Origin of the sequence: Bradyrhizobium sp. CB1717 (assembly GCF_029714325.1) — a bacterium.
Taxonomy (GTDB): domain Bacteria; phylum Pseudomonadota; class Alphaproteobacteria; order Rhizobiales; family Xanthobacteraceae; genus Bradyrhizobium.
The window spans coordinates 2359739-2379811 of record NZ_CP121666.1 but is presented as its reverse complement, the minus strand read 5'-3'; the positions used below and the strand labels follow the sequence as shown (position 1 = coordinate 2379811).

At 60.4% G+C, this 20073-nt stretch carries 20 protein-coding genes and 1 tRNA gene; 13 read left to right on the top strand and 8 right to left on the bottom strand.

What is annotated here, in order from left to right; translation table 11 throughout:
* Positions 1-185: 185 nt before the first annotated feature.
* From QA649_RS11270 to QA649_RS11260, 3 genes are all read left to right on the top strand, one after another.
* On the top strand, positions 186-800 hold the full coding sequence (locus tag QA649_RS11270) for an acyl-homoserine-lactone synthase (protein WP_283024234.1): 615 nt from the start codon (positions 186-188) through the stop codon (positions 798-800).
* Positions 797-1018: a hypothetical protein gene (locus tag QA649_RS11265; RefSeq protein ID WP_283024233.1), complete on the top strand. Its 222-nt coding sequence runs from the start codon at positions 797-799 to the stop codon at positions 1016-1018. Before QA649_RS11270 ends, QA649_RS11265 begins: the two co-directional genes overlap by 4 nt.
* A gap of 145 nt (positions 1019-1163) precedes the next feature.
* A complete protein-coding gene (locus tag QA649_RS11260; RefSeq protein WP_283024232.1) occupies positions 1164-1886 on the top strand; it encodes an aminotransferase class III-fold pyridoxal phosphate-dependent enzyme in 723 nt (240 codons plus the stop codon).
* Positions 1887-1910: 24 nt separating this feature from the next.
* Here QA649_RS11260 and QA649_RS11255 read toward each other — a convergent pair whose 3' ends face one another.
* The 5 genes from QA649_RS11255 to QA649_RS11235 form a co-directional block, all read right to left on the bottom strand.
* Positions 1911-2618 (bottom strand): LuxR family transcriptional regulator, encoded by a 708-nt coding sequence (locus QA649_RS11255; protein WP_283024231.1) that lies wholly within the window; start codon positions 2616-2618, stop codon positions 1911-1913.
* Between the two features lie 27 nt (positions 2619-2645).
* Positions 2646-3500, bottom strand: a complete 855-nt coding sequence (locus QA649_RS11250; RefSeq protein WP_283024230.1) for an alpha/beta hydrolase — start codon at positions 3498-3500, stop codon at positions 2646-2648.
* Positions 3501-3701: 201 nt separating this feature from the next.
* On the bottom strand, positions 3702-4694 hold the full coding sequence (locus QA649_RS11245; RefSeq protein ID WP_283024229.1) for a hypothetical protein: 993 nt from the start codon (positions 4692-4694) through the stop codon (positions 3702-3704).
* Between the two features lie 316 nt (positions 4695-5010).
* On the bottom strand, positions 5011-6024 hold the full coding sequence (locus QA649_RS11240; RefSeq protein ID WP_283024228.1) for a nucleotidyl transferase AbiEii/AbiGii toxin family protein: 1014 nt from the start codon (positions 6022-6024) through the stop codon (positions 5011-5013).
* A complete protein-coding gene (locus tag QA649_RS11235; RefSeq protein WP_283024227.1) occupies positions 6017-6610 on the bottom strand; it encodes a DUF6088 family protein in 594 nt (197 codons plus the stop codon). The genes QA649_RS11240 and QA649_RS11235 overlap by 8 nt, the downstream gene beginning before the upstream one ends.
* A 629-nt stretch (positions 6611-7239) precedes the next feature.
* Here QA649_RS11235 and QA649_RS11230 point away from each other — a divergent pair.
* Positions 7240-7824: a hypothetical protein gene (locus QA649_RS11230; protein WP_283024226.1), complete on the top strand. Its 585-nt coding sequence runs from the start codon at positions 7240-7242 to the stop codon at positions 7822-7824.
* A 5-nt stretch (positions 7825-7829) separates the two neighbouring features.
* On the opposite strand, the gene QA649_RS11225 is transcribed toward QA649_RS11230, so the two are convergent.
* The gene (locus tag QA649_RS11225; protein WP_283024225.1) at positions 7830-8843 is read right to left on the bottom strand and encodes a CBASS cGAMP-activated phospholipase; all 1014 of its coding nucleotides are present in this window, start codon (positions 8841-8843) and stop codon (positions 7830-7832) included.
* 136 nt (positions 8844-8979) lie between these two features.
* On the opposite strand from QA649_RS11225, the gene QA649_RS11220 reads away from it, so the two are divergent.
* From QA649_RS11220 to QA649_RS11205, 4 genes are all read left to right on the top strand, one after another.
* Positions 8980-10143 carry a CBASS cGAMP synthase gene (locus QA649_RS11220; protein ID WP_283024224.1) on the top strand — a complete coding sequence of 388 codons (1164 nt, stop codon included), beginning with the start codon at positions 8980-8982 and terminating at the stop codon, positions 10141-10143.
* Complete coding sequence (locus tag QA649_RS11215) at positions 10136-11818, top strand: ThiF family adenylyltransferase (RefSeq protein WP_283024223.1); 1683 nt, start codon at positions 10136-10138, stop codon at positions 11816-11818. The genes QA649_RS11220 and QA649_RS11215 overlap by 8 nt, the downstream gene beginning before the upstream one ends.
* Positions 11819-12368: 550 nt before the next feature.
* Positions 12369-13625: a tyrosine-type recombinase/integrase gene (locus QA649_RS11210; protein ID WP_283024222.1), complete on the top strand. Its 1257-nt coding sequence runs from the start codon at positions 12369-12371 to the stop codon at positions 13623-13625.
* Complete coding sequence (locus tag QA649_RS11205) at positions 13564-13920, top strand: hypothetical protein (protein ID WP_283024221.1); 357 nt, start codon at positions 13564-13566, stop codon at positions 13918-13920. Before QA649_RS11210 ends, QA649_RS11205 begins: the two co-directional genes overlap by 62 nt.
* Positions 13921-13933: 13 nt before the next feature.
* Here the strand turns inward: QA649_RS11205 and QA649_RS11200 are convergent.
* A tRNA-Pro gene (locus QA649_RS11200) sits at positions 13934-14010 on the bottom strand.
* A 68-nt stretch (positions 14011-14078) separates the two neighbouring features.
* Between QA649_RS11200 and QA649_RS11195 the strand changes: the two genes are divergently transcribed.
* The 4 genes from QA649_RS11195 to QA649_RS11180 all read left to right on the top strand — a co-directional run bounded on the left by QA649_RS11195 (position 14079) and on the right by QA649_RS11180 (position 17721).
* Positions 14079-15068 carry an L-threonylcarbamoyladenylate synthase gene (locus tag QA649_RS11195; protein WP_283024220.1) on the top strand — a complete coding sequence of 330 codons (990 nt, stop codon included), beginning with the start codon at positions 14079-14081 and terminating at the stop codon, positions 15066-15068.
* A gap of 18 nt (positions 15069-15086) precedes the next feature.
* Complete coding sequence (locus tag QA649_RS11190) at positions 15087-16514, top strand: FAD-binding oxidoreductase (protein WP_283024219.1); 1428 nt, start codon at positions 15087-15089, stop codon at positions 16512-16514.
* Positions 16511-16945, top strand: a complete 435-nt coding sequence (locus tag QA649_RS11185; RefSeq protein WP_283024218.1) for a GNAT family acetyltransferase — start codon at positions 16511-16513, stop codon at positions 16943-16945. Before QA649_RS11190 ends, QA649_RS11185 begins: the two co-directional genes overlap by 4 nt.
* A 194-nt stretch (positions 16946-17139) precedes the next feature.
* Positions 17140-17721 (top strand): NUDIX domain-containing protein, encoded by a 582-nt coding sequence (locus tag QA649_RS11180; RefSeq protein ID WP_283024217.1) that lies wholly within the window; start codon positions 17140-17142, stop codon positions 17719-17721.
* A gap of 129 nt (positions 17722-17850) precedes the next feature.
* On the opposite strand, the gene QA649_RS11175 is transcribed toward QA649_RS11180, so the two are convergent.
* On the bottom strand, positions 17851-18816 hold the full coding sequence (locus tag QA649_RS11175; protein ID WP_283020138.1) for an IS5 family transposase: 966 nt from the start codon (positions 18814-18816) through the stop codon (positions 17851-17853).
* Between the two features lie 303 nt (positions 18817-19119).
* On the opposite strand from QA649_RS11175, the gene QA649_RS11170 reads away from it, so the two are divergent.
* On the top strand, positions 19120-20049 hold the full coding sequence (locus QA649_RS11170; protein ID WP_283024216.1) for a glycine/sarcosine/betaine reductase selenoprotein B family protein: 930 nt from the start codon (positions 19120-19122) through the stop codon (positions 20047-20049).
* Positions 20050-20073: the final 24 nt, after the last annotated feature.

The following is a 20073-nucleotide window of genomic DNA, read 5'->3' as shown; positions in this document are numbered from 1 at the left end:
CTCGGTTCGCGAAGCGTCCACAATGCGGAGGGAAAATGCGGCGTCGGCGGCCGTCTAGTCGCATGATCCGTACGATCTCGTTGCATTCGACCTATGTGACGGAATCGTGTCCCGCGCCTAGGGACGTCCCCAGTACGTCGAATCGCTCGGATCTGCTTTCTAGTGCGAGAGGCATCAGGCTCGGCATGATCGAAGCATTCTCGCTGTCCACCGCCCATCTGTTCCAGGACGCACTCGCGTCGCAGGCTCGGTTGCGTTATCGAGTGTTCGTCGAGCAGCGGGGATTGCCGCACCTGCACTTCGAAGATCTGGAATTCGATGAATTCGATACGCCCGCTGCCGTTTACCTGATTTGGCGCGATGAGCGCCGGGTCGTCCGCGGTTTGATCAGGCTGCTACGTACGGATCGGCCTTACATGCTGAAATCCTACTGGCCTCACTTGGTCACACAAGCTCTGCCGGAATCGGCCGACGTGTGGGAAATCACGCGGGTGTGCGTCGACAAATCAGTCACCCGGATCGTGCGGCGCACGATAATTCCCGAGCTTCTGAGTGCCGTTGCAGATTACCTCGAGCGGGTGGAAGCGAACGGCATCGTGGGAGTTACCCGGGCCCATCTTCTGTCGCACTTCATCAGGAGCGGCATCACCTGGCTGGGAGAACCAGCGCTCATCGAGGGAGAGATCGAACGGGCCTTCTTCGTGCCTAGGAATTGCGTGCGGCCGGAATATCACTGCGCCAGATACGGTATCGGAACGGTCAGAGTGCACAGCGGTCACGTCGACGAGAGGGCGGCGTGAGCGATCATAACGATGAAGCGGGGTCGCCGGAGCTCGTTGCGAGGCGCATGGCCGAGGCCGTCTTGTATCTGAGCGACGTCGCCCGCGGGGCGGGATTGGAATCCATCTCGTGCGATTTGCTTTCAATCCGTAAAAAACTGAACAGGAGGGCTCGATCGGACGAGACGGTCGATCAGCGCGACCTGAACGAAGTCAAGGTAAGGAGGCGAAAACCTTGAGAGATGTCGACATCTTCCAGGAACTCGAATCCGGTGTTCGCTACTACTGCAGACAGATGCCCAACCTTTTCGCAGAGGCGCGCGGGGCGAGGGTGTGGGACGCCGAGGGAAACGAATTCATCGATTTCCTGTCCGCTTCGGCCAGATGGCGCGCGATCCGTCAGGGGGGCTCGACCCGGTGGCGGCGATCATCGTCGAAACCGTCCAGGGCGAAGGCGGGTTGAACGTAGCGAGCATCGCCTGGCTACGAACGCTCAGGAAAATATGCACCGAGATCGGCGCGCTCCTGATCGTGGACGACGTCCAGGCTGGTTGCGGTCGGACGGGAGACTTCTTCAGTTTCGAACGCGCCGGCATAGTCCCGGACATGGTCTGTCTCTCGAAATCGATCAGCGGGGCAGGCCTGCCAATGGCGCTGCTGCTCGTCCTGCCGCAGTTCGATGTATGGAAGCCGGGAGAGCACAACGGAACATTCCGAGGCAACAGCCTCGCGTTCGTGGCCGCGACCGCGGCGATGGAGGAGTGGCGGGGCTCAAATCTGCGGACGGACATCGAGACGAGGTCGTCGACGCTCGACGCATGGCTCGACGGGGCCGCCGAAGCGTTTCCGGATGTCGTGGAACGCAAGAAGGGTCTCGGCATGATGGCGGGCCTGCGATTCCACGAACCGCGAGTTGCAAGAGCCGTTGCGGATGAAGCTCGCAACAGAAGGATCCTCCTGGAAACGTGCGGCCCCTACGACGAGGTGATCAAGATATTCCCGCCGCTAAATATCGAAGCCGATCTTCTGAGCGAAGGCCTTGGACGGCTCGGTCAAGCGATCGAAACGCAAGGCGCTAAAGCCTCGTGCGACAGCCGTGCCGCATAATGCGAAGCCGAAGCCACGCTGCCCCTAGATCGATATGATTCCGATTTGGATCGCCTTGACTACCGCTGTGATCCGGTTGCTGACCCCGAGCTTCCGAATTGTGTTGGAGACGTGAAACTCGACGGTCTTCTCCGAGATGGAAAGAATCTCGCCGATTTCCCAGTTCGTCTTTCCCTCCTTGCACCACTGGAGGCATTCGACCTCCTTGGAGGTGAGCTCGCTCCTCGGTTTCGCGCACTCATCGGTGATCTCGCTGAGGCGTATACGGTACTGGAAGGACAGTCCGTAGATGGTCGCCATTCGTCCCTCGGGTGCGCGCTTTTCATCCCGCAGGCTGAGACTGATGAGGTCGATGTCGGTGCCGGGACCATGCAGCGGAACGGTTACCCCGGAATGAACCCCCATGTCTCTGCATGCCGCCAGAAAGCGCTTCTGGTCCGCAGACAGGTTCATCCTCGCGCAGACGTCTTCCCACGAGAAGGGGCATCGCGCCAAGCGCACGAAATGCACCACGGGATCGAGCTTGTCCCATTGATTGGCGACGTAGCAGTCAGCATACCCCTCAGGAAAGCGCGTCCAAGGAATATCAACCAGGCGACCGTCGCGCGTCCTCGCGAAGACCGCGTTCTGATAACCCTCGTCCTCGATTGCTTCCAGATAGAGTTCGCGCAGAGATTCCGGGGTGAAAACAGATTGAGAAGAGGAAATGAAATGTTCAATAGTCGCAATCATAGAGCCCCCAGCCTTGGCTAAGGCAACCTACTCGGTGATGAAACCTCCCAGACAGCTATTGAATTCGTTCGGGCACATCCAATGCGGTGCATGCCCCCCGCTTATTATGATAGGATTTTTCAACCATAAGTTACGGTACGTCAAGCTGCGGATGTGGGTAAGATCGACGAAAGGATCGTTTTTCCCCTGCACGATGGCCAACGGTCTGGGGCAATCCGAGACTGCATCGACCTGGTCGTGTCCCACTCCCGCCAAGCCATTCTCCAACATCAGCCTCCTGGCTTCGCCGTCCGTCCTGGCGACGCGCCGTCCGAACCAGGATTTAGGATCCACCGGCGCCCCGAGCATCGCGCTGGCGTAATCCCGCACATCCGCCTGCGAAAACGCAGCCTTGCCGGCTAGATCCATCACCGGGGACGGACGAAAGCCTTCGGATGCTCCCGCAGCGCTCAGCCGGACCGGAGGCGTTCCCGTGATCAACAACGACCGGACGGTCTCGTCTCCGACCCACATTTCGATACCGATGTGACCGCCCAGCGACCACCCTACGACATGGAAGGAGCTTATGCCGAGCGTCTGCATGAGCACGCGCAGCGTCCTGGCGTACCCCGGGAAGCTATACGTCGACCGCGGCTCGGATGCATTCCCCGATGAGCCGTGCCCGGGCAGGTCCGGCGCCACGACATCATGCCCTCGATTTGCCAAAAAAGAGATCTGATGCTCGAAGATCTCCTTGCAGGCAGAATTGCCGTGGATCAGCAGAACGGCGCACCGGCGGCCGCCGGTACGTATGAAGGCGAGGGGCGAACCCTCTATCGTCAGGCGCCGTTCCTCACCGATCTCAGATGCCTTCGCGACCGACACCGCGATCCTGGTCCTCATCGTGGCTCTCATCGAAGCGGAGTATGTCGCGGAATTCTGCCGATTCCCGCCGCGTCGGAACGCTAGGAAGGTCCCCAGGCATTAGCGTCATCCCCAGATTTGGGTCGGCTGGCTCGGACCCACCCAAGCCGCTGCCCGTCCCGCGATCCCCGATACACGGGCATCAGTCTGATCGGCCGTTCGCAAGGGCCGCGATCACGGCTATTTTTCGATTGTGATTTTGGCCTTCCCGGTATTCCCAACCCATTTGCTGACGACAGACTCAGAACTCCACAGACCGATCACAGGCTTGTTGAGATAAACGAAGAGCTCCCCATCCCGTTTGGGTGTCAGGCCCTCCTCGAGCAATTCGGATTTTTGGGGGACCGGAGGATAGGTGTCGCCCGCGAGCAAGGGGTCGCCTTGGGGTGGAGGATCTCTTCCGAGAAAGTCCTCCTCGTTGCCCTTGCCACCGATGCGGAAGATGATGGTTCCCCATGGGCGATCGAAGGTTCGCCGCAACGGGAATAGCGTGGCCAGGATAGCCGACTTGATGGGGGGAAGGTGAGAGACGGGTTGACCACCCATATAAGACGTCTCGCCGAAAAACGTCCATTTGCCTAAATTCGAGTCGTTTTCTTCGGGCAGTCTCTCGACGGAAATGTGATAGCGTTTCCCGGTTTTCAGGTAGACGCCGGTCGAAAGGCATAGATCGCCCGAGTCGTCGGGAGAGGTGTCGAAGACGAACTCCGCCTGCCGCTTGTCCCCGACGGATTGGAAACCGTCGTGGCTCAGACCGAGTTTCTCGTTTTCGCGACAGAAACTGCCCAGACTGTCGCGCATATTGAAGTGATAGTGGCTTCCGAATGCGATGGCCAGATACAACAACCCGAGGGCCGAAGCCGCTGGCGCCAGATGATATTTGAAGCCTTTCAGCACAGCCTGATAGAGCGGGCGTGTCCTGAGCCACCTGACAAGAAAGTCGGGCAAGAAGTATATGAAGAGGAAGAAAGCGAGGACGGTCCGGACAGGCTCCGCCGTGTAAGTCACCAAGACCCGGTCAGGCGTTCCCGAAAACGTCAGCCATTGCACTGCTTCCGCTTTTGAAAGTAGCGGATACAGCAGCACATAGGTGATCAGACCGACGAAAAAGATGCTCTGGAGCGCCGATGTGAGGGATTGAAGCACCTTCTCGATCGTCCCAGCTGAGTACATAGTGGTTGCTCGTGAGGGATCATCGAGCAGCTGCTTTGGAAGGTTGGGATTGATTTGCTGCTGGGCAGTCAGCCCTGCTTATCATCAAGTGGAGCTGCTCCGGCCTCTCATTTTTGGATAATAACTTTTTGAGAAGGCCCAAGATCACCTCGGAAACCTGTACTCATGGTTCGTCGTGAGGAGACGGCGAAGCGGAATATGCGAAGCTTTCGACGCCATGATAGACTAAGCGTCACTGGAACGTTCGGCGATACCTAATCTAAATGCGAGGCATCCAGTGCAGTTTCGTCGGACAGGTTTGCAATGTTAGGAAAATTCAAGCCGACTTATTCGCGCGCGCTTCGATCTCCGCGCAGCGGCGCATTAATTCGTCAAATGTATCGGGCGCATCGAGCAACAGGCCGTCATTAACCATATGCCGGTAATCCTGCTCCAGGACAGTCCGCGACTGCCCTGTGGGCACCAGCTTCAATGCGCCGGCGACGGCTTTTTTATAGTCGATAACCGCGCCTGTCGGATCCTTTTCCACGAAGAACCATGATTTGTGGTCGGCAACGGTTGCCGCGAGCTTGCGATCTTTCAGAGCGGCCTCGGCAATTTTAACATCGTCCAACCTGACGAGGTCATACCAGTGGCGAGCGAAGCGTTCGCCTTTCAGTTTCCCTTGAACACAAAAGACATGAATTGCGGTCGCCTTCTCCCAGAAGGTCCGTTCCGCTTTCATGGTCTTGGGCTTGGCGGTCGGAAACTCGAGAGTTTCGAGATATTCGGCAGCGTCGCAAACGACGTCGTGAAGCTCGCTCGGCTCGCCAGTCGACCGTGCGCCGAATTCCAGCATTACGGCAGCGCCCACATAGCCATTGCCAGTCTCTAGGGGGGCGTAGGTGACGAAAATTTTTTCGTCCTTGGCTTCAGCCTTGGCGCTGAGTTTATCGTCTGAGAGACGCTGGTTGATTACTGGGAGCGCCTCGTCCTTCACCCACCCCGGAAGCCGTTCTCTTGCCTTGTCGCTCCACTTTTTACTTTGACTGCGGTTCTGAGGGACCGGATTGTCGTCGCTGGTGTTCACCAGGTCCGGAGCTATCGCGCGAATGTCGTAGGTGAGATCGACGTCTTCCGAGAAACGGCGGATTGCGCCGTAGGCCTTGGAAAGGGACGTTCCGCCCTTGAAGACGAGGTGCTCGCCCAGCGGCGAGGAGAAAAGCGCGTTCAGGCACCAAACGACCCAAACATCTTTTTCAAGAAGATGCGTAGGCCGCCCTGAATTCGAGGCAGCAACGCCGAGCGCCTCGCGACGCTCGGCATCAGATAGATTTAAGAACTTATCCAACGCGTAGTTCGCTTACCGGCCTGGCAAGCCAAGTCGGCAATGAAGACGCGGCAGATCTCAGCTCGTTCACTTCAGTCGGAGTCAGTCGCTGACTGACGGACCGCAGGGCTTGTCTTGCGGTCTCGGGACCGAACCAGGCAAGCGCGCGCACGACCTCACCTGCACGACGGTTGGCCAGGGTAAGTTGCCAACCCGGTGCATGCTTGAACTCCACGACTAGCTTGCCAAGATGGAGCTCGCGGGAAGGACCGGAAGTCAAATAGACCTGCCGCACAGGGACCTGCGTCGTCAAACCGAGGTGGTTCGCCGCTGCAGCGCCGCTGGAAACAATGGTTTCACCACTGCGCGCCTTAGTCTCCTCAACGACCTTTTCGACCGAGGGGGCTCTAATCCCGAAACGGCTTTCGACCGGACGCAGATATACCCCTCGCTTCGCGCGCAGGAGTTTTCCTCGCTCAGCAAGACGCGAAAGGGCCTGATCGACGGCAGCACGCTTTCCAAGGTGCAAAAGGGCCTTGGCAGCGATGGGCGCGCCTTCGGGCAGTTCTTTGGTGGCTTCCAAAATCCGGGTGCTCAGGGGGGTCATGGCACTTCTCCAGTGTCAGAAACATAGGCGCACTTCTGACACTCTACAAGCGCTGAATGAGAAAAGGTTTCCTCTGTAAAATCAATGATTTATAGAGAAATAGGACCGATCTGGTCCCTTTCAAGGGCGTCAAACCGGGGATTCGGGGGCCGTGCCACCCTCACCGGCCAACCTACTGGCCTTCGAACAAACGAACCGCTGTCCGCCAGAGAACAGCTCGAGCTCACGTGAAAATAAGCAAACAAGATCGACCCCAGCGCTCAGAGACAATGAGACTGCACTGTTATACGCCGCGCCCCTGTTGGCTTCCGCGCTCTCAGGAGTCGTTCCGGCGATAATCCGATAAGACCAACCGACGCACCGGTAAGGTTCGGTATTCGTTATTCGACCGAACGCGACCGCCCCATCGTGAGCGCTCTCATTACCTGCCATAGCCACCCGAACCCTGCTGCCGAAATCCTTGTCGAACACAAAACCGGAGCTCGGCATTGGAACGCGACGCATCGAAACACAGTCCGGAGGCTCCTCGCTTCCCGTGAAGAACACCACCAGCAAAGGGTAGCGAGGAAGGCCTTCAGAATGTACTTTGCGGACTATCGCCTCAATATCCATTTCAGACATTTGCGGACATGCCTTCAGGCTTTTCGATTTCTGTAATCATCATCGTGGCTGCCGCGGTCTGGGCAATCTCACTCCTGTTCTTCGGAGTAAACCTATCTTGGGACTACGCCAAGCCATTCTCAGTCACGGTCGCGATAGTTACCGTTCTCCTGACTGCCTTCGACCGAACCTTGTGGCGATATTGGCCCTTCAAGCTATTCCATACGACGCCGGATCTGTCAGGTGAATGGGCAGCAACCATGATGTCGTCTTACACCGAGCAAGGAAGCCAGGAGAAAAAGGCCATCACCGGTACTGCCACCATCACGCAAACCTATTCGACCCTGTCGGTTCGTTTGGTCACTGGAGAAGAGCCAAATGAAAATCGCTCATTTCAACTTGCGGGGCGATTGATCCGGCACAGCGACGGCGCGTATGAAGTGATCGGCGTCTACCAAAGTGATCCCGACATTCTCGCCCGTGGCACCGAGACTGAAATTCATTATGGCGCCTTCCGCTACCGCGTCGTCGGCAAGCCTTTGAAAAAAATGAACGGGCACTACTGGACCGATCGCAATACCAAGGGATCGATCCAGCTTAAAAAGCGCACCTGAACGATTTATCGCGTCGCCAAGGCCGCGCCCGGAAATTCGGGCGAATCCGGCATATGTTGCAGAAAATGCGGAAGCCTCGGATCGGCAGCGACCTTCTGGAAGCTGCCTTCTGCCAGCCCCAGCAGAGTTCCTTGAGCATCGGCATTCGCAACGTCCAAGGCTAGATCGGCCTGCTGCTCTTCCGATTGCGTAGCATCGATCCTCAGATAGCGATCGCCCAATTGATGGCGCAACATGTAATCAACCAACTGCTGCTGGGAGGACACGATAGTCCTCAACAAACGGCCCCGCGTCATCCATTTTGCGCTACCGAAATTGCGGCCGAGCGATCGCTTGAGCGAAAATCCAGTTGAAGTCGTCCCGATGCTCAAGATCGATATGTGATGCATATCCTGGCCCAGGAAATGCGTTGCTTCGTGCAGGGCACATTGATCCGGGGCATTTGCCACCAGGCCACCATCGGCATAGTGCGCGTTGCCGATCTCGGCCAAGGGAAAATAAGTGGGAGCGGCACTCGTCGCCATCACAACATCGACAAGCCGCCGCTTGGGATCGAGCGTGAAGTCCGGATGATGGCCGGTCTTGAACATCTGCACGCTCCCCTTGGTCATATTCACCGTTGGGATGATGAGACGATGCTTGCAGGCGGCCATCGTCGTCTGATCGCCGATGATTTCGGTGACTACGCTCTGCAGGGCTTTCCCGTCATACTTCGAGCTGAACAACGATCGACCGGCATCTAGCCATCCCAGGCTTGGCCGCGGTCGCGCCGAAAAGATGCTCTGCCCCCGTTCAATAAACAGAGCGCGCATGCGGGACGCCGGCACTTCAAGCGCAACTCCTGCAGCAAGAATGCCGCCGACAGACGTTCCGGCGATCAAATCAAAGCAGCTTCCGATGGGCCTGCCGGCCCTTTCCTCCAGACGCGCTAGGATATCGCACGAATAGAGGCCCAAATAGCCGCCGCCACTAAGGGCAAGTATCTGAAACTTCTTATTTTTTGTGGATTTTGTTTCCAATTCGTTCTCCAGCCAATCTGAAAGCCTTATAATACAGCTTTAGCCATCGATTCGTGCCGCTGGACGGAAAGTCGTCCTCCCCTCGGATTGAAGAGCCGCCGGTGGCAAAGAGCTGCGAACAGAAAGGTGCGGCCCGATGGCCAATGTCGAAAAGCTGCTTCATGGCGCCAATGGGGGCGTCGACCTCTTATCGAAGCTTGAACTCTTGGACCACGAGCAGGGCAAGCTCAAGATCGCAAAAAAGAAGATCCGGGAGCATCTCAGGGCAGTGATCGCCAGCGAGACCAAGCGACTTCTCAAAAAACAGATCATCCCCCGCTTTTTCACGCAGGGCAGCGAGGCATACAAGCTCCTCAACCGGCGCGCTTGGATGCCGCCGCAGCAGATGGACGTGGATGACGGCCTTTATCTTCCCATGACGTTCATCAAGGGCAACGGCCCGGCGGACGCTGCCAAGATTTACTTTGCCATCGTCGACGCCGCGCTGATGGCTCTGATTAAGCGCGAGAAGTGGAAGGGCTTTGAAGAAAAAGACACCTGCGCGCGGGTGATCATCGACGATTGCCTCCATGTTGATGTTCCTCTGTATGCGATCCCTGACGATCAATTCAGCCGCCTTACAAAAGTCGCGATGGATCAGGCGATCGCTGACTCCGAAGATACGATCGACTTTATGAGTTCCCGGAAGATGCGGATCGACCGCTGGGACCAGGTCGATTCCGACAAGGTTTTGCTGGCGCATCGCAAGGATAACTGGAAACCGTCAGATCCGCGCAAGATCCACGATTGGTTTCTCAATGCTGTCGACTTCTATGGCGAGCTCCTCCGCCGCGAATGCCGGTACCTGAAAGCCTGGCGGGATCATCATTTGCTTGATCACCTATCCTCGATCATCCTTATGGCGTGCGCGTTCGAAACCTTCGAGGAGGTCGGCAATGTTCGGATCCCTCGCCGCGATGATCTTGCGCTGCTTGAAATCGCTTCGCGCCTCTCGGGTATGTTCGCGGGCCAGATCGTAAATCCAGCAGATCCGGAGGAAGTCCTCGGAACGTCATGGACACCCGCGCAGCGCAGGCAAGCCATCAAGGCCGCCAACGAAATGCATGAGCAGCTGAACGATGCGATCAACCACTGCTACCACGCCGACGTCGCGGTAACGCGGTTGAAAACCATCTTCGGCGAACGGATCCCGAACCGTCCTGATCTGGTCAAGGTCCATTCTGCGGCTGCCGCGGCGATCGCGGCGGCACCCGCGATCATCACACCGGCGCCGGCCGTAGGACGGTCGACCAGTGGATGAGCAGGAAGCACTTCGTTCTATTGATGCCGCACTAAAGCAGGAGAGCTTCAAGAGAGATTGGAGCAAGAGTGCGCACCCATACTATGTCGGCCGCATCGAACGACATGGGCTGGAGGCAGTCGTTTCGATCGAGATTCACGATCTCGATTTTGTCGACTTACCAATCATCAAATTGCTGTCGCGCGGGAAAGCTGAAGGTAAGCGCACGCCGCATCTGATCGGACCAGACGGCATGGTTTGCTACGTCGCTCAGAACGCCATGGTGTTCGATCGCTACGATCCCGGCGGGACAGTTCTGCATTGCCTCAGGTTGGCAGAAAAAGTGCTAGGTGACGGGCTTCGCGGACGTTCCGACGTCGATTTCATCGATGAATTCAGCCAGTACTGGGCCGATGGTCCCGCGATCCTTGTTGATCTGCCGATCGACTTCCAAGGCGATGGCAAGATATTCGACGTCGCCCTTTCGGGAACGGCTCGAGAGACATTGGTACTCGCGGCCGAAGACGGCCTCGCACCATCCCTCCTTGCGATGCATCAAGCTAACCGGGGCACCAAGCCACTTCCTCGCACAACCCCCTGTCGGGTCGTGCGGATTAATCGCGATCTCAGTGCAGATGGCGGCGCTCTGCCGCGAAACCTCCGAGACCTCGCAGCTTTCCTCGACAAGATCGGCGCAGGGTCCGAGCTTGACCCGGCACTGCAGGCGGGATTGGGTCTTGCTCGCTGGATCGCAATTTGCGCTCGCAATGCCACATGCATCGCCGAGATCCAGATCCCTAAACTCTTCGATCGCCCTGAATTCATGCAGTCCCGCAAATCGGCCCTGCCGAAACTCTTGCTGGAGTATACAGAGGATGTGGCGATCAAACGCTATCTGGGTTCGCCGATCGACGAACGCTTTCTTTATCAGCGCAACCTCGGCACCGTCACCAGCCTCGCGGGTAAAAGCATCGTGCTGGTCGGGTGCGGGACCATCGGCAGTTTTCTCTCGTACAACCTTGCGCAAAGTGGCGCGGGCACGCTCGGCGGATGCCTCACACTTGTTGATTGCGACAGATTGGGGCCGGCCAATCTGGGGCGACATCTGCTCGGGATGGCCTTTCTGGGTCAGTTCAAAGCGGACGGATGTGCTGAGTACATCCGCGGTCAACTGCCTCACGTCGTCGTCGAAAGCCGCGCGCGCGATGCCCGCGCGATCCTGAAATCCCTATCAAGTGCAGATCTCATCATCGATGCCACCGGTGAGGAGGCGTTTTCTATTGCACTGAACCATCATGCTGTCGCCAACCGGCCGGCTTTTCCGCCCGTCCTTCATGTGTGGATCGCCGGCAATGGCGGCGCTGCCCAGGCGCTGCTTTGCGATGGGCCAGACCATGGCTGCTTCAAATGTCAGAAGCCAAAACTGTCGGGCGAGCCACGATACCGGGTTATCCGGCCTGGCGCGGACAACGAACTGCGCCGCAATCCGGCATGCGGCGACGGATTGTTCGCCCCGTTTCCAGTCTCAGCGTCCATTTCGGCCTCGGCCTTAGCATTAGACCTAGTCCTGGCATGGAACAGTGGCGATCCTAGGCATCGTTTTCGGACCCGCGTCCTCGACCGAGATCGCTGCTTCAAGGTCAACGACATGAACCTGACGACTGCGCCCGAATGCCCAGCCTGCCAACCGCAATGATCTTCCGTGCTGGGCCTCCCGCTTGTCGCAATCGACGTGTCGGTCGTCGGCAGGATCGAGCGCTACTCAGGAGCTCCCGAGAACAACACCGAGGCAGGCGGGGTCCTCATCGGTCGCTATCGAGGGCCGCAATCGAAGTTACTGACGGTTCGGAGCTGCGAACCTCGTGTGCTAAGTCGTCCGATTTGCACTCCAAAGTCGCCGATCGCCGCACAGCCAAAGGCACTAAGCTGCCCGAAAGAACAGATTTCGCGTACCGCTGAACCGAACGGTCGAGGCAAAGGTCTCATGAAGCCGAGAGAACCGGCCAACAGATGCGCAAGCGTAACACCGACAAGCTCGCCCGCGTTAAAGCACGCCCCGATCCCGCCCAATGGGGAGAGGACGAGGTAATGACCCTTATTGAGGCTGTCGCTGTATTTTTTCCGCAAGGTCCATTGACATTATCATCATTGCGAAGGGCAGTAGCGGCTGGGACTCTTGAAATCGCCAAAGTTGCAGGCAAGGATCTGACTACCCCTCGTGCCATCCGCAAACTGGTCAAGCCGTCATGCCGGGCCGCAAAGCCAAGCCACCACGACTCTGGTTCCGAGAGGACGATGAGACCTGGATCATCCTCGACCGCGGCCGGCAGATCCGCACAGGCTGCTGCCGCGACGACATTGATGGCGCTGCGAAGGCACTCGAAACCTACATCGGCGGGCGGCATACTAGTACAATCGGTGCCACTGACCCGGGCGCCCTCGCCATAGCTGATGTTCTCACTGCATACGAAATTTCAAAGCGCCCCAAGGATAAGAGCGACCAACGCGCGTGGGCACAACACGATCTGCTGCTCATTCGCTTGCTCGACCTCAACAACTTTTTTGGCGACAAGACGGTCAGCGAACTCAAGGCCCAGCTCTGCCGCGATTTCGTAGACTGGTCTACTGGTACGCTGAACGAGAACAACAGAAAGGCAGGCATCAAGCCCCGCAACAGCTCGGTCTCGGATCAGACCGCGCGACGCCGACTTGAGGATTTGCGGGCTGCGGTCAACGCCTATCACGCAGAGCACACACTGAGCGTGGTCCCAAAGATCACCCTGCCTCCAAAGGCAGAGGGGCGCCAACGATGGCTGACGCGCAATGAAGCCGCTCGCTTGCTTGGTGCAGCGATCGGTTACGTGTGGGACAATGAGCGAGAGACCTGGAAACGGGGTGAAGATGGCAAGCTCTTGAGACGCGAGCGGTGGATCATCCGCCGTCGCTATCCGGCGGCGCGCTTCACCTTGGTCGGTATTTACAGTGCGCGCCGCGAAGAGACGATCCGCCGCACACAGTGGCTGCCGACAACGACTCATCCTTGGATGAATCTGGACGCGATGGTGTACCAAGGTAAGGGGGCCTTGGAGCGGTCGACCAAGAAGCGACGCCCGCCTGCGAAGATCGCCAGCCGGCTGCGCCCTCACCTAGTCCGCTGGCAGAAGATCGACGAGATGCGTTCCTCCGAATTCAGAGCGGCGGGCGTCATGAAGAACGGTGAGCAGATTCGGTTCGTCGTCAACCGCATCCACGATGGCCAGCCGCTTGCCGGCAAGATCAGGTCGGCTTGGGAAGGAATTCTGGAGGATGCGGGGCTGGGCGATGACGTGGTTCGCCACTCGTTGCGCCACACTGCGGCAACTTGGCTCATGCAGGCAGGCGTCGACATGTGGGAAGCCGCTGGCTGGCTTGGGATGACCGTAGAGCAGCTGGAAGCCAACTATGGCCACCATCACCCGGATTTCCAAGAAGAGGCTGCTGAGGCTTTTGGAGGAAGGCGCTGAGCTGTACTCTATTCGCCGCGCGCTATTCGCGCCCGGCGTCAGCCAAAATAAGCTCGTAGGTTCGGAGGGAGGACTTGTGATGCTTGATCATGTCCTGCGTGGCATCCCGCCAAGGCCCATGTCCCTCGCGTTCCCCGATCGTCATTTTCCCGGCTTCCAGCGGCGCGAGATCGTCGCGGATCTGCTTGATCGGCTCCTCGACGTCTTGGGCCTAAGCCTTAAGATCGACCGGCATGGCTGCCGTGCCCCAAATCATTGCGCATTTCATTGCGCCCAAAAAACATCGAAACTATAAGTACTTGAAATAATGGTCGGAGTGGCAGGATTCGAACCTGCGACCCCTGCGTCCCGAACGCAGTGCTCTACCGGGCTGAGCCACACTCCGACAAGAAGGCGGCTTATAGCGTCGGGTTTGGCGCACCGCAAGCGGCCGAGATGAGGAATTTTGTCCCTGTGAAAACGGGTCTTGAAACGCTGATTTTACCGGCCGGCGAGGCCGCCGCCGGGGCCGCCGCCCGGACGCTCGCGGCCGGCGGGCTGGTCGCGTTCCCGACCGAGACGGTCTACGGGCTCGGCGCAGATGCCGCCAATGCCACGGCTGTCGCCCATATCTACGGCGCCAAGGGGCGGCCGGCCTTCAATCCGCTGATCGCGCATGTGCCTGATATCGCCGCTGCGCGCCGGATCGGCCGGTTCGACGCGCGCGCCTTGAACCTTGCGGAGGCGTTCTGGCCGGGGCCGCTGACCCTGGTGGTGCCGAAGACGGAGGACTGCCCGGTGGCGGATCTCGCCACCGCAGGTCTCGACACCGTCGCGATCCGCATTCCCGCCCACCCGGTGGCGCAGGCGATCCTGCGCGCCTTTGGCGGAGCGGTGGTGGCGCCGTCCGCCAACATCTCCGGTCACGTCTCGCCGACGCTGGCCGCCCATGTTGAAAGCGACCTTGCGGGGCGGATTGACCTCATCGTCGACGGCGGGCCGGTCGACGTCGGCGTCGAATCGACGATTGTCGGCTGCTTCGATGCGCCGATGCTGCTTCGGCCCGGAGGATTGTCGCGTGAGCGGATCGAGGGGGTGCTCGGCGCAGCCCTGGCGCGACCGCCTGTTGAGGCCGGCAGCGACGACAGCCAGCCGCTGGCGCCGGGCATGCTGGCCTCGCATTACGCGCCGCGCGCCAATGTGCGGCTCCGCGCGCAGGACGTTGCGCCTGATGAAGCGCTGCTCGCGTTCGGTCCTTCGCACCTGCCCGGCGTTGATGCTGCCGCGGCTGTCATGAATTTGTCGCCCGCCGGTGATCTCGATGAAGCCGCCGCCAATCTGTTCGGCTATCTTCGTACCCTCGATGCGAAGGCGCCGAAGGCGATCGCCGTCATGTCGATCCCCGAGGAAGGGCTGGGCGAAGCGATCAATGACCGACTGCGGCGCGCTGCGGTGGCACGATAAGAGCGAAGAGACGAGACGATGAACATCAACAAAACTGCCCCACCTCCGCTCGCGCCCGAGTTGATCGAACAATTCCGCAAGATCGTCGGCGAGCGCCACGCCATCACCGATGCGACCGACATCGAGCCTTACGTCACCGAGGAGCGCAATTTGTTCCACGGCCGCTCGCCGCTGGTGCTGCGCCCGGGCTCGACCGCGGAAGTCTCCGCGATCTGCAAGCTCGCATCAGAACACAGAATCGCACTGGTGCCGCAGGGCGGCAACACCGGGCTCGTCGGCGGCCAGACGCCGCACAATGGCGAGGTGGTGGTGTCGCTGCGGCGGCTGGACAAGATCCGCGAGGTCGACACCGCCTCCAACACCATGACCTGCGAGGCCGGCGTGGTGCTGCAAATCGCGCAGCAGAAGGCGTCCGACGTCGACCGGCTGTTTCCGCTGTCGCTCGGCGCCGAAGGCAGCTGCACCATCGGCGGCAATCTCTCCACCAACGCCGGCGGCACCGCCGCGCTCGCCTATGGCGTCGCGCGCGAGATGGCGCTGGGGCTGGAAGTGGTGCTCGCCGACGGGCGTGTGCTCAACGTGCTGTCGAAGCTGAAGAAGGACAACACCGGCTACAATCTGCACAACCTCTTCATCGGAGCGGAAGGCACGCTCGGCATCATCACGGCGGCGACGCTGAAACTGTTTCCGAAGCCGAAGGCGGTCGAGACCGCCTTCGTCGGGCTGAAATCGCCCGAGGCGGCCTTGAAGCTGCTGACGATCGCACAGGGCGAAGCCGCCAACGCGCTGACGAGTTTTGAATTGCTCTCGGAGATGGCGGTCGATTTCTCGGTCCGCCACGGCATCGACGTGCGCGATCCGCTTGCCGAGAAGCATCCCTGGTACGTGCTGATGGAATTGTCCTCTCCCGGTGACGATTCCCGCACGCCGCTGGAGACGATCCTCGGCCGCGCCATGGAGGAGGAGATCGTCGACGACGCCGTGATCGCGGCCAGCCTCGCCCAGCGCAACAATTTCTGGAAGCTGCGCGAGGAAATGTCGGCGGCGCAGAAGCCCGAGGGCGGCTCGATCAAGCACGACATCTCCGTGCCCGTCGCCGCCGTGCCTGCCTTCATAGCGGAGGCCGATGCCGCCGTCGTCAAGCTGATCCCCGGCGCGCGGCCGGTGCCGTTCGGCCATCTCGGCGACGGCAATCTGCACTACAATGTCAGCCAGCCGATCGGCGCCAACACCGCCGACTTTCTGGCGCGCTGGCACGAGATGAACGCCGTGGTGTTCGAGATCGTGCTGCGCATGGGCGGCTCGATCTCGGCCGAGCACGGCATCGGCGTGCTGAAGCGCGACGAGCTGCCCGAGGTGAAGGACAAGACCGCGATCGAGCTGATGCGGTCGATCAAGGCGATGCTCGATCCGCTCGGCATCATGAATCCGGGGAAGGTGCTGTGAACCCTCTTGCGATCGACGCGATCAATGATGCCGACGTCGAGCCCGTCGTCGCGCTGTGGCAGCGCTGCGGCCTGACGCGGCCCTGGAACGACCCGCATGCCGACATCGCGCTGGCGCGGCGGCGGGAGAATTCGACTGTGCTGGTCGGCCGCGAGGCCGGCGGGATCGTCGCGACCGTCATGGTCGGCCATGACGGCCACCGCGGCTGGGTCTATTACGTCGCAGTCGACCCTGATAGCCGCAAGCGCGGCCATGGCCGCGTCATCATGGCGGCCGCGGAGGACTGGCTGCGCACGGCCGGAATTTCGAAGCTCCAGCTCCTGGTCCGGCGCGAGAACGCGCAGGCCAACGCTTTCTACGGCTCGCTGGGTTTCGAGCTGTCCACCTCCGTGATGTTCCAGAAGTGGCTCGACGGCCGCGCGAGTCCGTAAGGCTCGACCGAGATGTGGCCGCGAACGCAACTACGCCCCCTCGCCCCGTTCTTACGGGGAGAGGGTTGGGGTGAGGGGCCTCTCTCCACACGCGAGATCGTCGACGGACCTGTACCCCCTCACCCGCATCTCATCTCCGATGGGATGCGACCTCTCCCCGCAAGCGGGGCGAGGTGAAGAAAAGAGAGACAGCCATGACCATTTCCGACCGCGTCCGCATCAAGGACGTCCGAGTGCTCTCGGACAATTGGACGCCGCTGAAGACCACGACGTTCGAGTACCGGCGCGCCAATGGCGCGTGGCAGACGCAGCACCGCGAGACCTATGAGCGCGACAACGCCGCCGCAGTGCTGCCTTACAACCTTGCCCTGCGCACGGTGATCCTGGTGCGCCAGTTCCGCCTGCCGGCGTTCATCCGCGGCCACGACGACCTCCTGATCGAGGCCGCGGCCGGCGTGCTGGACAATGCTTCGCCCGAGGAGCGCATCCGCGCCGAGGCCGAGGAGGAGACCGGCTATCGCCTGCACCACGTCCACAAGGTGTTCGAGGCCTTCATGAGCCCCGGCGCCGTGACCGAAAAGCTGCACTTCTTCGTCGCCGAGTACGAGCCGGAAATGCGGGTCAGCGACGGCGGCGGGCTCGAGCACGAGGGCGAGGACATCGAGGTGATGGAGCTTTCCATCGACGAGGCGCTGGCGATGATCGCCGACGGCCGCATCATCGACGCCAAGGCGATCATGCTGCTGCAATACGCCGCGCTGCATGTGTTCAGGTAGGCTTGTTCCCTTCTCCCCTTGTGGGCCTGTTGCGCTACGGCCTTTTGAGGCAGGAGACGTAGGGAGAGAGGGCTGTGTTGACGCCGATTGTCAGGCCGAGATCTGTACTTGGTGCCCTTGGCGGGCGTCTCAGGCGGCGAGCGCGGCCCAGCGCCTCATGTTGAACGCGATGGAGGCAAGCAGGACCTGCCCGCTTGCCTTCATGAGACCGACATAGCGGATGCAGGTCAGCCGCATGCGGCGTTTGAGAGTGGCGAAGGTGGTCTCGACCTGGGCTCGTCGGCGCGCGATGAGGAGGTTGTAGCGTTTGAGCCGAGGCGGTAGCTCCGGGTGATGTCGGTTGGGACGACGGGCGATGCGGGGCTTCTTGCCTTCCGCTTTCAGCCGAGCCCGTCGGGCATGGGTGTCGTAGGCTGCATCGGCCCACACCACGGCTTCATCGCCACGGATCAGTTCGTCGGCCGGCGTTGTGTCGTTGACATTGGCGGGCGTGGTCAGGACTGCGCGGATCAGGCCGGATCCCTCGTCGACACCCATGTGAGCCTTGTAGCCGAAGGTCGAACCACCCTTGCCCTGCCGCTTGGTAAACCGGGCATCTGGGTCGTTTGAGGGACGATCCTGCTTCGGAGGGGTTGACACCGCCTGGATCAAGGTCGCATCCAGCATCGTGCCGCGCTTGAGGATGACCCCGGCATTCTCGAGCTGGCGATCCAGCTCGCCAAACAGCTTCTCCAACAGCCCTTGTTCGACGAGCTGGTTCCGGAAGCGGTTCAGAACCGTGTGGTCGGGCGTCGCATCTTCGAGGCTCAAACCGACGAAGCGCTTGAACGACAACCGGTCGCCCAACGCTTCCTCGAGTTCGCGTTCCGAAAGACCATAGAGCGACTGCAACAGCACCGCACGAAACAGCACCAGCACCGGATAGCCTGGACGACCGGGGCTCCCTTCATCCCGCAGATGGCCGATCAGCTTCTCGAACCGGTACCACTTGACCAGGCCAGCCAGCCGATCCAGCGCTGCATTGGCGCCGGCCCCCTTCGGCATCAGTGCTTCCACAAAGCTCGGCTGTCCCGTCCGCTTAACCGCCATCGTCATCCCCTCAAGGCTTTGCCCTAGGGAATCACAACTGGCGAATTACGCAACAGGCCCCTTGTGGGAGAAGGTGGCGCGAAGCGCCGGATGAGGGGTATCTCTCCACGTACGAGACCGTTCGTGAGGATAGAGACCCCTCACCCGGCTTCGCTTCCGCGAAGCCACCCTCTCCCACAAGGGGAAAGGGGAAGAGCGCGGCTCGCTCCACCAACCCTGCAATTCTGTCCTGCGCTCCGCTGCCCCCCGTTGAGCAACCCCGAAACTATCTCTAGTCTGGTCTCAACCAAGAACCAGGAGACGCGCCCCATGTCCGCTCCGCGCGACGACGAATTCGGCTTTGCGCCCGACTACGATTCCCACGTCCCCTACATGCAGCGCACGCGCGATTATTACGCGGCGATCGGCTACACCACGCCGTATCGCTGGGCGCATCACACCGAGGCGCCGTTCCAGCCGCTGAAGAAGCCGCTGGCAAAGTCGCGCGTCACCATCATCACCACCGCTGCACCTTACGATCCCACCAAGGGCGACCAGGGGCCGGGCGCGGCCTATAACGGCAGCGCGAAATTTTACCAGGTCTATGACGGCGACACGTCGCAACAGCACGACCTGCGCATCTCCCACATCGGCTACGACCGCAAGCACACCTCGGCAACCGACAGCGGCACCTGGTTTCCGCTGCCGCAGCTGTTGAAAGCGTCCGCCGCCGGACGCATCGGTGACGTGGCGCCGCGCTTCTTCGGCGCGCCAACCAATCGCAGCCATCGCGTCACGCTCGACACCGACGCGCCGGAGATTCTTGCGCGCTGCCTTGCCGACAAGGTGGACGTCGCCGTGCTGGTGCCGAACTGCCCGGTGTGCCACCAGACCACCGCTCTGGTGGCGCGGCACCTGGAGCGGAACGGCATTCCGACTGTGATCATGGGCTGCGCCAAGGACATCATCGAGCACGCCGCCGTGCCGCGCTTCCTGTTCTCGGACTTCCCCCTCGGCAATTCCGCCGGCAAGCCGCACGACGTCGCCTCGCAGGCACAGACGCTGGAGCTCGCGCTGAAGCTTCTGGAGACCGCGAGCGGCCCGCAGACCACGATGCAGTCGCCGCTGCGCTGGAGCGAGGACGCCTCCTGGAAGCTCGACTACAACAACGTCGCGCAGCTCTCGCCGGAAGAGCTGGCGCGGCGCCGCGCCGAATTCGACAAGCAGAAGGAGATCGCGCGCGGCAACCGCGCTGCCTGACGTCCTCCAATAACAACAACAACC